Source organism: Ochrobactrum sp. PL_is483 (assembly GCF_055816855.1).
In genome coordinates this window covers 79,046-94,038 of sequence record NZ_JBVPGS010000034.1, presented here as the reverse complement: position 1 = coordinate 94,038, position 14,993 = coordinate 79,046, and the positions used below count along the sequence as shown (strand labels likewise).

Below are 14,993 nucleotides of genomic sequence, written 5' to 3'. Positions count from 1 at the left end.
AAAGTGAGATTGTGATCTAAACATCTTCAGCGCCTGAACGAATTATATGGCGTTTGAGCAAAGCTGCAGCAAATTCAAAATCCCTGTTCTCGATGGCTTCGAGAATGCCTAAGTGATCTTTGCAAGCCTTGCGAATACGCTCTTCGCCCAAACGATCGAAGTCGGAATATTCCGTCATGCGGCGAAGATGGTTCTGCCACCGGACCGATTGCGTGAAAAACCGATTATTCGCCCACGAAACAATGGTTTCGTGAAAGTTTGCATTGGCGTTGAACCACAGATCCCGTGTGAGACTCTGGATCGGCAGAACCGATATTTCATTCTGCTCACGTTGCAGAGCTGCGAGCTGGCTAAGATCAGGCGCGTAGTCGGCTTGCGAAAGCGCACCGCATTCGATCACCAGACGGAAGGCGTAACTTTCGTTGACCGCGCGCTCATTATCGAGCGACTCTGCAAAGCGCCATCCATGGCCCGGAAGGCGCTCTGCGAGACCTTCGGTGGCAAAACGCATCAGAACCCGACGCACCGCGCCGCGTGTCGCACCCAACTGATCGGCGAGTTCAGCTTCCGACACTTCGTCGCCAACAGCGCCAGAGGCGCGCGCGCTCATCAGGCGCCGGTAGAGCTCTTCCGCCTCCGATGGCGGCAACAGATTGTCGTTGAGTTCGTCCGGTTCCGGAATGCGATGCAGCTGATATCCGCGATTGGGAGTCTGAGTGACAATACCCTGCTGCACAAGAAGATTGAGCACCTGACGCACGGGCGACCGCGATACACGGAGCTCTTTTGCAATGGCAGCATCCGACAGCCGGTCACCGATATTCCAGCGTGCGGCGGATATGAGCGAGACCATTTTATGTGCGACTTCCGCCTGAAGACTGCTCAGGCCGGATTCGCCTTCTGTTGATCTCTTAACGTCCATATTCACGCGCAGCGCCCCCTGAATGTGCGTTCTCCCATGAACTTATGCTCAAAGAATACGGGATATTTCGCAACAGGCCATTTCTTTCTCGTATAGCCTATCCCATTGGAATGACAGGCTGACTTTCTGTAGGAAGGGTAGAAATCAAATTGTTCCTTATTCTAATAAAAAACTGTTGACTCCGCAATGATTGAATGTGAATTGTATTAAGCGGATACAAAATACAAAATATGGATTGAGTATGTCAGTTGCCCCATTTCCATTCATTACAGTTTCGGGCGTACCGGAAGAGCGCGGGCGCCAATATGGGGTGCTGGCAGCGGAACGCATCCGGCGCAGCGCTGGTCTTTATTCCAGCACGCTTGACGTGTTTGGTCTTTCGCCTGAACGCAGGCAAAGCCTCATCGAAGAATTTGCTGGCCGGATCGAGGAATTCGACGCGTCCTATGTCGAGGAAATGCGCGGCATCGCCAAAGGTGCGGATGTGCCGTTTGAGCAGATCGTCATGATCAATGCACGCACGGAAGTCGTTGCGATGGCGCGCGCTGAAACGGGTTCTCCCGATCCTGAAGAGCAAGATGATGGCTGTACCGGTGCTCTCATCATGCCTGCAAAAAGTGCTTCTGGTAATCTGGTTCATGGCCAGAACTGGGACTGGCGTTCTGAATGTGTGGAAACAGGTATTGTGCTGCGTGTTCGCAATAATAACGGTCCCGATTTTGTGACGTTTGTCGAGGCTGGGGGGCTGGCGCGCAGCGGCTTCAATGAAGCTGGAATTTCGATCACCGCCAATTATCTCGAATGCGAACGCGACTATAAGAAGCTGGGTGTTCCTTTGGGTCTCGTGCGCCGCAAGGTGCTTGAGCAAGAGCATTTTGCGAAAGCAATCAAGGCTGTGGCCTCGACACCAAAATCCTGCTCGAACAACATCATGATTGCAACAAGTGCTGGTTTCGGCATCGATTTTGAATGTGCGCCGGACGAATCCTTTTCAATCTTGCCGGAGAACGATTTGATCGTTCACGCCAATCATTGGGTCAGCCCGATTGCGCTGACGAAGCTGCGCGACACCGGCATTCCGTTTGTACCTGAAAGCTTCTACCGGGATTGGCGGGTTCGCCAATCTCTTGAATCGCATGACGGGAGAATTGGCCGTAGGGAGCTGAAGGAGGCGCTGTTTGACGACTTCCTGACACCTTATGCTGTCTGCCGCCCGCCACGTCCTGGCAATCACGACAACATCACCGCCACAGTGGCCATGGTGGTGATGGAAGCAGCGCTTGGCATGATGGAAATCGCGCCGCTGCCCGCCTTGAACCGCCGGTTTGCGACCTACTGCCTGCAGGATTATACGCCGCTACCGTCCGATGCTGCGCCACGCGCGAAATCCCTCTTTATCCAAGGCTAAAGAAATGCTGCGCTTTGCGCTTTCCAGAATAGGCATGGCCATTCCAACGTTGCTGATCGTGGCAGTGGCTGTGTTTGTGATTGTCCGGTTGATACCGGGCGATCCTGCAGCCCTGATGTTGGGCGATTCTGCGGATGCTGCGACGCTAGCCGCACTGCGCGAGCAGCTGGGCCTCAATCACAGCATCTTCACCCAGTTCCTGATCTGGGGAGGCAATGTTCTGCATGGTGATCTCGGTGTTTCCATTGCCAACCAGCAGCCGGTTCTTTCGCTGGTTCTGGAGCGCTTTTCGGTGAGTGCGCGTATCGTCTTGTCAGCAGTGGTGCTTTCCACGCTTGTCGCTGTTCCGCTTGGAATGATCGCAGCCTGGAAGCAGAACAGTCTGACCGACCTGGCGTTTGTGACCTGTGCCACCTTGCTGCTTTCGGTTCCGGCATTCTGGATGGGCTTGCTGCTGTTGCTGGCCTTTGGCCTCAAGCTCGGCTGGTTACCGGTTGTCGGCTATGTCAGCTTTGGTGAGAACCCATGGAAAGCGTTTCTTTATCTGGTTCTGCCGATCACCACGCTGTTTCTGCATGAAATCGGCGTCATTCTGCGTATGGCGCGCGCCTCGACACTTGAGGTGCTGAACCTTGATTACATTACCCATGCCCGCGCCAAGGGACTGTCAGAAGCAACCGTGATGTCGCGCCATGCTTTCCGTAATGCGTTTGGCCCGACTTGGACGTTGTTGGGGCTGATCCTTGGCAATTTGCTTGGCGGTATTGCTGTTGTGGAAACGGTTTTCACGATTCCCGGACTTGGCAGGCTTCTCGTTGATGCGATCTTTGCCCGCGATTATCCCGTCATTCAGGGCTGTTTGCTGTTCACTGCCTGCGTTTATGTGCTGGTCAATCTGATTGTGGACCTTCTCTATCCGTTCTTCGACCCGAAGGTGACGGCGAAATGAAAAATCTCTCTCTCAACGCGATTATTGGCGGGACCCTGACCGCAACGCTTCTCACGATAGCGGTGGTAGGTTCCTTCTGGACGCCTTACAACCCGCTGGCCCTCGACTTTGCCGCGCGCCTTGCGCCGCCAAGCGCTGCGCATTGGCTGGGTACGGATGAATTTGGGCGCGACCAGCTGAGCCGTCTTATGAGAGGCGCATCGGCCAGTGTTTCAATCAGCGTGTTCACAGTCTTTCTCGCCACCCTCGGCGGTGTGCTTGTCGGGGCGATCAGCGGCTTCTTGCGTGGCTGGTTCGACCGGCTGTTGATGATGGTCAATGATGCTTTGCTGGCATTCCCCGGCATATTGATGGCGCTTGGTTTGCTGGCCGTCTTTGGTGCCAACAAGAATGGCATCATCTTGGCACTTGCTCTGGCCTATATGTCTTCGGTGATCCGCGTGGTCCGTGGCACGGTTTTAAGTCTGCGTGAACGGGAGTTCGTTGAGGCTTCCCGCGTCATGGGGAACTCGGAAATCTATACCATGGTGCGCCACATTCTGCCCAACTGCCTGGCACCTGTTTTGGTCATGGCAACGTCCATGTGCGGCTGGGCAATTCTCGCAGAAAGCTCGCTCAGCTTTCTGGGTCTGGGTGTGCCGCCGCCAGCGCCGACTTGGGGCAATATGCTCGCGGGAAGCCGCAATTTCATTGAGCAGGCCGTTTGGCTTGGTATCTTCCCCGGCCTTGCAATTTCGCTGTCGCTGCTTGGTATCAATCTTCTTGGTGACGCGTTGCGCGACCGCCTCGACCCACGCATGAGGAGGCGCTCATGACTTCAGCACTCCTGCTTGAAATCGACGATGTCAGCTTGCGTGTTGGCGACAGTGCACTGGAGATCGTCAAGCGCGCTTCCTTCTCCATAAAAGCTGGCGAAATTCTCGGCATCGTTGGTGAATCCGGCTCCGGCAAAACGATGCTCGCGCGGGCGGTTATGGGGCTGGTTCCGGCGTCCATTAAAACAAGTCATGGTGCGATCCGCTTCAAGGGGCAGAACGTGTCAACGATGTCGCCGACCGCTTTACGCGGGCTGCGTGGCGATGGCATTGCCATGATCTTTCAGGAGCCGATGACTTCGCTCACTCCGTCACTGACCATCGGGCGGCAGCTTGAAGAAGGGCTTGAACTGCACTTTCCAGCTGACAAAGCGCAACATGCCGACTGGATCAGAGCCATGTTGTTGCGTGTCGGGATCGCCGATCCTGATCGGGCGATTGAGGCGTTCCCACATGAGTTCTCAGGCGGAATGCGCCAGCGCATCATGATCGCCTGCGCGATGCTCATGAAGCCTGATCTGCTGATCGCGGACGAGCCGACCACAGCGCTTGATGCGGTTATCCAGCGCGAGGTTATGGAGTTGCTGGTCGATCTCACGCGGGAGCGTGGCACGACCGTTTTGCTGATCAGCCATGATCTTCCAATGATTGCACGCTATTCCAACCGTGTGGTTGTGATGCGTCATGGTGAAGTGGTTGAAACGGGCAATACCGCTGATGTTCTGGCAATGCCTCGACATGATTACACCCGTAAACTGCTCTCGACGTTGCCGGTTCGTGGGCCTGCGCGCGTGGTTCCAAAGGCTGATCCGCTGATCAGCGTGCGCGATCTTGTCGTCGATTTTGAAGGCCGGGGTGGCTGGTTCAAGAAAGCTGGCGGCAAGCGTGCTCTGCATGGGGTTACGATTGACGTCCTGCCAAACGAGGTTGTTGCCGTGGTTGGTGGCTCCGGTTCGGGCAAGACCACAGCCGCGCGTGTGATGGCCGGATTAATCAAGCCGAGCGAAGGGAAGCTGCTGTTCAAGGGGCAGCCTGTCGAGAGACGTTCATCCCATTATCAGGATTATCGTTATCACACACAGATGGTGTTTCAGGACCCTTATTCATCGCTCGACCCGCGCATGAAAGTGGGCGAGTTGGTGGGTGAGGCGCTGCGTTTCTCGAAAGAGCTTTCGTCCAGCCAGAAAGTATATCGTGTTCGCGAAACACTGGAGGATGTTGGCCTCGGTGGAGATTATGCCAATCGTTATGCGCATGAAATGTCGGGGGGGCAGCGTCAGCGTGTGGCGATTGCGCGTGCGCTCGTGCGTCGTCCCGCTTTTGTCATTGCCGATGAAGCAGTTTCGGCCCTTGACGTAACGGTGCGTGCGCAGGTTCTCGATCTCTTCGCCAAGCTGCAGCAGAGCTATGGCTTCGGGTGCCTGTTCATTACCCACGATCTGGGCGTGGTTGAACAAATTGCCGATCGTGTGGTCGTGATGAATGACGGTCGCATTATCGAGCAGGGAACGCGCGACGAGATTTTCGACGCGCCACAAAACGATTATACCCGCCGTCTTTTGTCAGCCATTCCAATGCTCGAACTGACGGGCGAGGGCGGCGTCAAACTCAAATGGCGCGGCGATAATGCAAATAGGAAATCCGGAGAGGGGGGAGGGCATGTCCAGCACTGAGGAAAAGCCTGTCACTAGGCGGGAGGGCCATGGCAAAAAACTCAGCTTCTACGATTTTGGGGCAACCACGTTTTTTGCAAGTCAGTTCGATCAACGTTTCAGCTACTGCCTTTATGTCCCCGAGGACTATGATGAAGACGGCACCGAGACGCACGAACTGCTCGTCATCGTCCACGGGACGGGACGGACGGCGGCACAATACCGCGATCACTTTGCAAATTTTGCGCGAGAGAACCGCTGCATTGTACTCGCACCGCTGTTTCCAGCCGGCATCGTCGTGAAAGGCGATCTTGCCAATTACAAGCGCATTGAGTTCCACGGCATTCGTTTTGACCATATTCTGCTGTCGATGATCGACGAAGTGGCCGCCAAATATCGCCTCAAAAGCAATCGCGCCCTCATGTACGGCTTTTCGGGCGGCGGGCAGTTCTGCCAGCGCTTTTTCATGCTGCATCCTCACAGGCTCAAGGCGGTCTCTATCGGAGCGCCGGGCATCGTGACTCTACTCAATTCCGATTATGACTGGTGGGTCGGCGTTCGCGATGTTGAAGCACGTTTTGGCTGCCGCCTCGATCTTGAAGCGATGAAGGCCGTGACGGTTCAAACAGTGATCGGTGAGGAAGACACCGCGACTTGGGAAATCGGCATCCCGCGTAGCAGCGCGCTTTGGATGGACGGAGCTGATCTGCAAGGCGAGTGTCGGATTGACCGTATTGAGGCACTGGCAAAGTCATTTGAAACGCATGGCATCGCGGTTCGCAGGGACAGGGTGCCGGGCGTCGCTCACGAGCCTTTCAAAGTGCTGGAGCCGGTCGAAGCATTTTTCGCGGATGTGCTGAGGTCACAAAGCTGACCATACCGCAAAATCAAAAACAAAAAGGGGAAACCAAAATGTTCAATCCAATTTCAATCCGCTCTGCACTCAGCATTGCGCTTTTTGGTCTCAGCGCCACATCCTTTCAAGCACATGCTGCAGACGATGAGACCTTGCGCGTCGCCATTCACTCTGACGTTGCGAGCATAAATCCGGGCGTCAATCGCGATGCCAATGCCGATATGGTTGTTGCCCACATTGCCGAAGGTCTGGTCGCTTATGGCGACGATCTTGCAATCAAGCCGATGCTGGCCGAGAGCTGGACCGCGAATGCCGATCATACGGTCTATGAATTCAAGTTACGTAAAGGCGTCAAGTTCCACAATGGCAAAGACCTGACCGCCAAGGATGTCGCATGGAATTTCGAGCGTTATCTCAAGCCGGATACAGCGTTTCAATGCGTCAATCGCTATAATGGCAAGGTCGATTCCGAGTTGAAGTCGGTCGGGGCTGTTGATGACAGCACGGTGCGCTTCAGCTTTGCAGCACCTGCGCCAAACTTCGTTATCACCATGGCTACCATCCAGTGCACCCCCTGGATATTGAGCCCGGAATCCGTTGATGCAGATGGCAAATTTGTAAAGCCGATTGGCACCGGTCCCTATGCATTTTCCAAATGGGAGCGCGGTCGTTATCTGGACCTAACCCGTTTCGATGATTATTCGGCTCTGTCCGGCGATGCCGACGGTCTGGGAGGGAACAAGAAAGGTCATGTAAAGACCATTCAGTTCATGACTGTTCCAGATTCAAGCACGCGCACAAATGGGCTGCTTTCCGGTGAGATCGACTTCATCGATGAAGTAGAGCCAACTGCCGTCAAGGATCTGGAAGCGAAGGGCATGAAGGTCAATGTGCAGCAGACGCCTGCATGGATGGTACTTCAAATTCAGTCAACTTCCGATAAGCTAAAAGATCCGCAGATGCGTCAGGCGATTGCTCACGCCATCGATCTTAACCAACTGGCAGCGGCGATCGGTGAGGGCATGTATGCGCCAAACCCGTCGGTCATTGCACCAAACACCCTCTATTCGGATAATCAGGCGGCTGCCTGGCCTGCATATGATCCAGCCAAAGCGCAGGAGCTGCTGACCAAGGCAGGCTATACGGGCGAACCGATCAGCCTTCTGGTCGCCAACCGCCAGAACCGCGTGCAGGTCGCCACGATTGTTCAGGCATTCCTTGCAGCCTCCGGCATCAATGCGCAACTCGAAGTGCGTGACTGGGCGACCCAGCTCGATCAGTATCGTCGTGGCGCATATGAACTTGCCGTTTTCGCTTATTCGGCCCGCCTTGATCCGCTGTTGTCTTTCCAGTCGATGATCGGTGACAAGAAGGCCGATGCCGCGCGCCAGTGGGACGATGCCAAGGCGGAAGACCTTCTCAAGCAGGTTTCAGCGAAGAGCGACGTCGAAGAACGCAAGAAGCTCTTCAACGAACTCAACACGCTGATGGGTGAGCAGGTTCCGATCCTTGGTCTGGTAAACCTGCCATCGATCACAGCTGCCGGCCCAAAAGTGAACCATTTCAAGGGCTGGGCTGGTGATACGCTTCGTTTCTGGACGATCAGCAAGGCACAGTAAAACGCTCCGCTTCACGAGCTTAGCATTGGGATACCCCATGACGTCTACATCCTTTGACTACACCCGGGCCGACGCCGTCGGTCTGGGAGAGGCCATTCGCGCAAAAATTCTGTCGCCGCGTGAGGCCGTTCATGAGGCATTTGCAGCGATTGATCGGTGCAATCCCGAGCTGAATGCTGTGATCCATGAGATGCGCGATCAGGCGGAAGAACAGCTTAAATCGCTGCCAGAGGGTCCGCTCAGCGGTGTTCCGGTTTTGTTGAAGGATGATTGTCCTTCCTATGCCGGTGCAGCAATGTCCTTTGGATGTCGTGCGGCCGAGGGAAATATCTCGCAGCGCGATCACGAACTTGTCAAACGGTACAAATCCGCTGGTCTGGTGGTGGTAGGCAAAACCAATTTGCCTGAGTTTTCCTGCAATATCGCAACGGAATCCTCGCTGCACGGTCCGGCACTCAATCCCTGGAATGTGACACGCAGCATTGGCGGTTCTTCCGGCGGTGCAGCAGCAGCGGTTGCTTCACGTATGGTGCCCGTGGCTTATGGTAATGATGGTGCGGGCTCGATCCGTATTCCCGCATCTTGCGGCGGGCTTTTCGGGCTGCGTCCATCGCGTGGGCGTGTCCCATGTGGTCCGGTCTCGACAGAAAACTGGGGCGGAATGGTCAGCCATCATGTGTTGACGCGTTCGGTTCGCGATTCCGCAATGATGCTTGATCTGACAGATGCGCTTGAACCGGGTTCGCTTTACGCCGCCCCGGCCAAGACGGACCTGTTCGTCAACAGTGTCAGAATAGCGCCGGGCAAGCTTCGCATCGGCGTCTGGCAGAAGTCTGATCTTCGACATGATCTGGACGAGCAAACAGTCGCAGCACTTGAGGCGACGATTGCGTTGTGCGAACGGCTCGGACATAACATTGTTCGGGTGAAGCCCGATTTTGACGGCGTTCAGCTTGCGGACGCCGTACAAAAACTGATCGCCGTTTACACCGCAATTGAAGTGGCGGATGTTGCCGCGACAATGGCAAAGCCTGCCAATGACCTCTATTTCGAACCTTCAAATTTGGGGTTGGCCGCTTACGGCGATGGCTTGACTGCGACGGAGGTTATTCAAGCGCGTTTGACCGCAAACAGTACGGCGCGCAGTTTTGGTCGTCTGTTTGAAGAATGCGATGTGGTGCTAAGTCCAGTAATGCCGGTTGGATCATTTCCGCTTGGCGTGCTCGACGTGCGCTCACCCGACTGGAAGGGGTTTGCTCGGCAGTTTCTGGAGCTGACAACCTTCACCCATCCGGTCAACGCTGCTGGCTTGCCGGCGATGAGTGTTCCACTTCACGAAACGTCTGATGGCTTGCCAATCGGCAGCCAGTTCATTGCTCCTTATGGGGCGGAAAATCTGCTATTCGAACTTGCAGGTCAGTTGGAAGCCATGTGCCCATGGTCTGATCGGCTTCCCGCCATTCACGCCTGAAATCAAGAGACAAGTGATGCTCTATACAAAGCCCTATTTCCAGCCGTCTGATACGACCGAGGTTTTCGATCTCGTTGATAGAACGGTGCTTGGCACCTTGATCACCGGTCATGAAGGTGGCGTTGCTATATCGCACCCTGTCTTCATGATGGATCGGACACGCGGCGAAAACGGCACGCTGGTCTCACATGTTGCTGCATCCAACGATCATGTTGAGTTTCTGAAACGCGGCCTGCCATCCATCGCAATCCTGATGGATGCTGGTCATTATGTGTCATCGTCATGGTATCCGGGCTATCCGGAAAGGGACAGCGCGCCGACCTGGAGCTTCATGGTTGCTCATATTCATGGCACGCCCAAAATCCTGTCGGAAGCAGCTACCGTCAAACATCTACACGAACTCGTGCAGCACATGGAAAAGGGTCGTGATAAGCCCTGGCAGATGAAGGAACTCGGACGTGGAGGTCTGGAGCGGCGTCTGCCCAATATCGTCGGCTACGAAATGCCGATTGAGAAGATGGAAATTAAATTTAAGCTCGGGCAGGACGAGCGGTCTGCAGATATGAACGCTGCGATCAAAAAACTGCGTGAAGAGGGGAAGGAAGATATCGCGGTAATGATGGCGCGTCACTGCAAATTTATATAATAAACTGGACGGTATTACTGATAATTCGAGAGTAACATCGAAATCGATGAAAGAAATATTATCCAAGAAAGCCTAATTATTCTTAGTTTAAACAGAATGCGAGGCAGCCCCTTGGGTTTGGCGGGGGGCATCTGGAAGAAGATATTGATTACTTGTAGGCGGAAACACAATCTCAATCATAGTGTCGCCGCCCAGATCAGCAACGCTAACCGTTGCACGAGTTGGCAGCAGCAAAGAACCAATCCAGCCCTCGATACGAAACTCAAACTCTTCAACCGGCGGGAAAACCAGTTGATCCCAACGCAGGCGGCCATGACGCTGTTGCAGGAAGTCGAGCAGGCCTACGTCGGGCTCAATCGCATCAGGAGTTTCGCCGACGAGATCAGCCATCAGAATGCGGGCATGTTGCGTAATGCTGCAATGCCGGCGCTTGCAAATGGGATCAATGCCGCGCTTCCTCGCCCGATTTCTCGAACAGCGCCCCAATATCCATGCCTCTCTCAACGGCATTCCATCCGCGTTGGTGGGTGGAGGCGTTTACATCCGGACAAGCCGATCTCGGCTTCGCGGACGGTCCGCTCGACAGACCCGCTTTCAATATTGAAACTCGCCCGATACCGGCGGTCGTAGGTGTTCCGCAGGGACATAGGCTTGCAGACTATCCGGAGATTTCACCGGTTGATCTTGCCGATGAACGCATGACTACGCCCGAACCGGGGTCGCTTTTTGCCATGCGTGTGGAAGTTGCGCTCGCGGGCATTCTGCGGTCGACCACCATTGAGACCCGTCTTCTGCAACGTATTTTCGCGGACGCGGCATGGAGATCCGGCCTTTTACGAGCTTTGTCGATAATGGCTTTCTGGTCATCCGCCGGAGTAACGACCCTGACAACACTCTGGCTCAACGTTTTATGAGTTTTGGGTCTATCACGAGGCATTGCTGGCAGATGAACGAGTGTAATAGGTGATTGCTGTATTAGACAGAAGGCATTTTTCCGTCGATCAACGTGCATGCGTTGAAGTTGGCGGGAAACGACGAGATAAGTTTACTTAGCCCGTGAGAGCGCGCCGTCCATTTTGTAGTGAACAATCAGGCCTTCAACGCAAGCACCGATGAGGTATCCAGTCGCTCTCCACAGTCGATGATTTTTGATGCATTGACACCCTCTCGTTCTCAGCTATTCTTTTATAAAAGCGTATATATCATAATTATGGAACAATTTAAAAATGGGGTTCTGCCTTGCGGATCAAACTAGCACTCCTTCTTGCTTCTACCATGGTCTTCAGTTCCGGTGTTTCGCTGGCAGAGGACAAGGGTGGCGTCATCAATGTCGCGACCATTGGTGAACCCCCGACGCTTGACCCGATGGTATCCACTGCAGATCTTGTGGGCATCGTCACGCAACACATCTTTGAAACGCTTTATACCTTCGACAAGGAATGGAAGCCGACGCCATTGCTGGCGGAAAGCCTGCCCGAAATCAGCGCGGATGGAAAAACCTATAAGATCAAGCTGCGTTCCGGCATCAAGTTTCATGATGGCAGCGGTATGACCTCGGAAGATGTGGTTGCGTCGCTTCAACGCTGGACGAAGCTCGCTTCGCGCGGGAAACAGGCGTCGGCCTTTATCGAAAATATCGCGGCGACTGATCCGGCTACAGTGACGATAAAGCTCAAGGAGCTTTATGCGCCATTGACCTCTTTGCTTGCCTTCAACAATTCTGCGGCGATTATCCTACCGTCGGAAAAGCAGGCTGAACCGATGAACGAATTCATCGGTACCGGTCCCTATATGCTCAAGGAACGCAAGGCAGATCAATATATTCAGCTTGTGCGTTTCGACGGTTACAAGTCGCGTGATGGTGAGAGCGACGGTTACGGCGGTGCACGCCATCAATATCTCGATGAAATCCGCTTCGTATCGGTCCCGGACGCCAACACCCGTGTCGAAGCAGCGGTTTCAGGGCAGTATGAATATGTCGATTCCATACCGGTCGAGTCATTTGACAACGTCAAATCTTCGACGGCTTCCCAGCCATTGCTCCTGAAGCCTTTCGGCTATCCTGTCTTTGTTTTCAACACCAAGGAAGGTTTGGCCTCGAAACTGCTGGTACGGAAGGCCGTAACACATGCATTGAGCATGGAGGATATGCTCGCGGCTGCGTTTGGCAGTACGGAATTCTACGCGTTGGACGGCGCTTTCTATCCGTCCAATTTCGTCTGGAATACCGAGGCTGGCGTCGAAGGGAATTATAATGTGGCCCAGCCGGAAACCGCGACGGAAGAATTGAAGGCCGCCGGTTATAATGGCGAACCGCTGCGCATCCTGACAAGCCGCCAGTACGAGTTCCATTACAAGATGGCGCAGGTAGCTGCCGAATATCTGAAGCTTGCCGGATTCAATGTGGATCTGCAGGTTGTCGATTGGGCGACGCTGACCCAGCGCCGCGCTGATCCGAAGCTGTGGGACATATATATAACGCACAGTCCCTTCCTGCCGGAGCCTGCTTTGATGGGCTCTCTGTCAACCAGCTCACCGGGTTGGTGGGACACGCCAGCGCGTAAAACCGCTGTCGATGCGTTCACGGCCGAATCCAATCTGGAAAAGCGAGTTGCGCTGTGGGCAGATGTTCAAAAAACTATTTATGACGAACTGCCCCTGATCAAGATCGGCGACTTCAATGCTGTCGCGGCGATGTCCACCAAGCTGGAGGGGGTTGAGCCTGCGCCATGGCCTTATTTCTGGAATGCGTCGTTGAAGAAGTAATTTCCGGGAAAGTAAATGCCGTCCGTCCGGTCGGCATTCACTGAATGGTTTAATCTGGAGAGTCTGATCGTATGGTGCGCTACATTCTGCAGCGGTTTTTTGGCATGGCCGTTGTCATGTTTCTGGTCGTGACGATCGTATTCGTGATCGTCCGGGTGACCCCTGGTGATCCTGCCGCTGTCATGCTTGGACCGGACGCATCGGCGCAGGACATTGCTGATCTGCGCGCCCGGCTCGGTCTCGATCAATCGCTGCTCATTCAGTACTTCTACTATATCGGCCAACTCCTGAAAGGCGATCTCGGTCAGTCGATCTTTCTCAATATGCCGGTAGGTGCGGCGTTGCTTGATCGAGCCGAACCGACGTTCTTTTTGACGGTTCTTTCTCTTCTTATCGCCTGCATTATCGCGCTGCCGGTTGGCATATACGCTGCCTACCGGCGTGGTTCCTTTGTCGATCAGGCGGCTACAACGGTCGCTATGCTAGCGGCAAGCATACCGAGCTTTTGGCTGGGGCTCATTCTCATGCAGTTTTTTGCGGTCCGGCTGAACCTGTTTCCGGTGTCCGGCTATGGCGGTCCGGGTTCGAGTTTTGCGGATCGGATGTATCATCTGATCCTCCCCGCCTTCGCACTGGGGCTGGTTTCATCAGCCCTAATCCTGCGCTTTACCCGTGCTTCAATGCTGGATGTTCTCGGCGACGATTACATTCGCACGGCGCGGGCAAAAGGCTTGATCGAGCGGCGCGTTGTAATGAAGCATGCCCTCAAAAACGCTCTGATCCCGATTCTGACCGTTGTCGGTCTCACAGCAGCCGTTCTGATATCCGGAGCCGTGGTGACTGAAACGGTCTTCGGCCTCCCGGGCGTTGGCAATCTTGTTGTGTCCGCGGTTCTGCGACGAGACTACCCGGTCATTCAGGGTGCGCTGCTTGTTATCGCCGGGCTCTATGTCCTGATTAATTTCATCATCGATATGCTCTATCTGTGCGTTGATCCGAGGGTTCGCTACTGATGGCCGATCTTGTTACGACTACGCAAAAAACCCCTTCAGACCGCGTTTTGTTCATCCGTCGGCTATTCAAGCGCAAGACAGTGGCGGCTGGTATCATTGTGCTTGCGGTCTTTGCTATTCTCGCGCTGCTGGCACCCTGGATTGCGCCCTATTCGCCCTCGAAACTATCCATCGTCAACCGTCTCAAGCCGCCAAGCGAGATGTTCTGGTTCGGCACTGATGAGTTCGGGCGCGACGTCTTTTCCCGTACGATCTATGCGGGGCGGCTTTCACTCATGGTGGGCGTGGCGGTTGTCGTCCTTTCGGCGCTGATAGGGGTTACGCTCGGATTGCTGGCAGGCTTCTTTCAGCGTTTGGATACGCCCATCGCCCGCCTGATCGATGCAATGATGGCTTTCCCCGACATTCTGCTGGCCATTGCGCTGGTCGCCGCGCTCGGCCCGTCGCTGGCGACGGTCATCATTGCGCTGTCTGTGGTCTATTCACCGAGGCTTGCGCGCATCGTGCGCGCTTCGACGCTGGTGATCCGCGAGCTGCCCTATGTGGAAGCGGCCCAGTCGCTCGGAATATCTACATTCCACATCATGACACGGCACGTGCTCAGAAATCTGATTTCGCCCATCATCGTTCAGTGCACATTCCTTTTTGCGAGCGCAATGCTCGCAGAAGCCGGACTTTCCTTCCTCGGTCTTGGTGTCAGCCCCGAAATTCCGACCTGGGGGACAATGATAGCCGCAGGGCGCCAATATATCGGTCAGGCCGACTGGATGACCTATTTCCCCGGCTTCGCCATCATTCTTTCCGTCCTCTCGCTCCAGATGGTTGGCGACGGACTACGCGACATGCTCGATCCAAGACTGCGAAGGGATTTGTAAT

14 protein-coding genes are annotated in these 14,993 nt (G+C 54.7%); 12 read left to right on the top strand and 2 right to left on the bottom strand.

The features are described 5' to 3' along the window. Positions 1–16 precede the first annotated feature (16 nt). Positions 17–922, bottom strand: coding sequence for a GntR family transcriptional regulator (locus tag AC0TNJ_RS10725; RefSeq protein WP_473771230.1), 906 nt, complete (start codon positions 920–922; stop codon positions 17–19). 241 nt (positions 923–1,163) lie between these two features. Here AC0TNJ_RS10725 and AC0TNJ_RS10720 point away from each other — a divergent pair, with 241 nt between their 5' ends. From AC0TNJ_RS10720 to AC0TNJ_RS10685, 8 genes are read left to right on the top strand one after another with little or no spacing between them, the layout of a single operon-like run. After that, positions 1,164–2,330, top strand: a complete 1,167-nt coding sequence (locus AC0TNJ_RS10720; protein ID WP_473771089.1) for a C45 family autoproteolytic acyltransferase/hydolase — start codon at positions 1,164–1,166, stop codon at positions 2,328–2,330. Between the two features lie 4 nt (positions 2,331–2,334). Further along, entirely contained in the window at positions 2,335–3,279 is a 945-nt protein-coding gene (locus AC0TNJ_RS10715) for an ABC transporter permease (RefSeq protein ID WP_473771088.1), read from the top strand. Beyond that, positions 3,276–4,094, top strand: a complete 819-nt coding sequence (locus AC0TNJ_RS10710) for an ABC transporter permease (RefSeq protein ID WP_473767734.1) — start codon at positions 3,276–3,278, stop codon at positions 4,092–4,094. Before AC0TNJ_RS10715 ends, AC0TNJ_RS10710 begins: the two co-directional genes overlap by 4 nt. Then, a complete protein-coding gene (locus AC0TNJ_RS10705) occupies positions 4,091–5,767 on the top strand; it encodes a dipeptide ABC transporter ATP-binding protein (protein ID WP_473771087.1) in 1,677 nt (558 codons plus the stop codon). The genes AC0TNJ_RS10710 and AC0TNJ_RS10705 overlap by 4 nt, the downstream gene beginning before the upstream one ends. Beyond that, the gene (locus AC0TNJ_RS10700) at positions 5,754–6,620 is read left to right on the top strand and encodes an alpha/beta hydrolase (RefSeq protein ID WP_473771086.1); all 867 of its coding nucleotides are present in this window, start codon (positions 5,754–5,756) and stop codon (positions 6,618–6,620) included. The genes AC0TNJ_RS10705 and AC0TNJ_RS10700 overlap by 14 nt, the downstream gene beginning before the upstream one ends. A gap of 38 nt (positions 6,621–6,658) precedes the next feature. Beyond that, positions 6,659–8,221 (top strand): ABC transporter substrate-binding protein, encoded by a 1,563-nt coding sequence (locus AC0TNJ_RS10695; protein WP_473771085.1) that lies wholly within the window; start codon positions 6,659–6,661, stop codon positions 8,219–8,221. A 37-nt stretch (positions 8,222–8,258) separates the two neighbouring features. Continuing rightward, a complete protein-coding gene (locus tag AC0TNJ_RS10690; RefSeq protein WP_473771084.1) occupies positions 8,259–9,692 on the top strand; it encodes an amidase in 1,434 nt (477 codons plus the stop codon). Further along, positions 9,604–10,338: an FMN-binding negative transcriptional regulator gene (locus AC0TNJ_RS10685; protein WP_473771083.1), complete on the top strand. Its 735-nt coding sequence runs from the start codon at positions 9,604–9,606 to the stop codon at positions 10,336–10,338. The genes AC0TNJ_RS10690 and AC0TNJ_RS10685 overlap by 89 nt, the downstream gene beginning before the upstream one ends. 87 nt (positions 10,339–10,425) lie before the next feature. Here AC0TNJ_RS10685 and AC0TNJ_RS10680 read toward each other — a convergent pair whose 3' ends face one another. Next, positions 10,426–10,728 (bottom strand): hypothetical protein, encoded by a 303-nt coding sequence (locus AC0TNJ_RS10680; protein WP_473771082.1) that lies wholly within the window; start codon positions 10,726–10,728, stop codon positions 10,426–10,428. A gap of 101 nt (positions 10,729–10,829) precedes the next feature. Between AC0TNJ_RS10680 and AC0TNJ_RS10675 the strand changes: the two genes are divergently transcribed. The 4 genes from AC0TNJ_RS10675 (at position 10,830) to AC0TNJ_RS10660 (ending at position 14,992) form a co-directional block, all read left to right on the top strand. After that, entirely contained in the window at positions 10,830–11,252 is a 423-nt protein-coding gene (locus tag AC0TNJ_RS10675; protein ID WP_473771081.1) for a LysR substrate-binding domain-containing protein, read from the top strand. 361 nt (positions 11,253–11,613) lie between these two features. After that, the gene (locus AC0TNJ_RS10670; RefSeq protein WP_473771229.1) at positions 11,614–13,104 is read left to right on the top strand and encodes an ABC transporter substrate-binding protein; all 1,491 of its coding nucleotides are present in this window, start codon (positions 11,614–11,616) and stop codon (positions 13,102–13,104) included. Between the two features lie 71 nt (positions 13,105–13,175). After that, a complete protein-coding gene (locus tag AC0TNJ_RS10665; RefSeq protein ID WP_473771080.1) occupies positions 13,176–14,117 on the top strand; it encodes an ABC transporter permease in 942 nt (313 codons plus the stop codon). Continuing rightward, positions 14,117–14,992, top strand: coding sequence for an ABC transporter permease (locus AC0TNJ_RS10660; protein WP_473767725.1), 876 nt, complete (start codon positions 14,117–14,119; stop codon positions 14,990–14,992). The genes AC0TNJ_RS10665 and AC0TNJ_RS10660 overlap by 1 nt, the downstream gene beginning before the upstream one ends. Position 14,993: the final 1 nt, after the last annotated feature.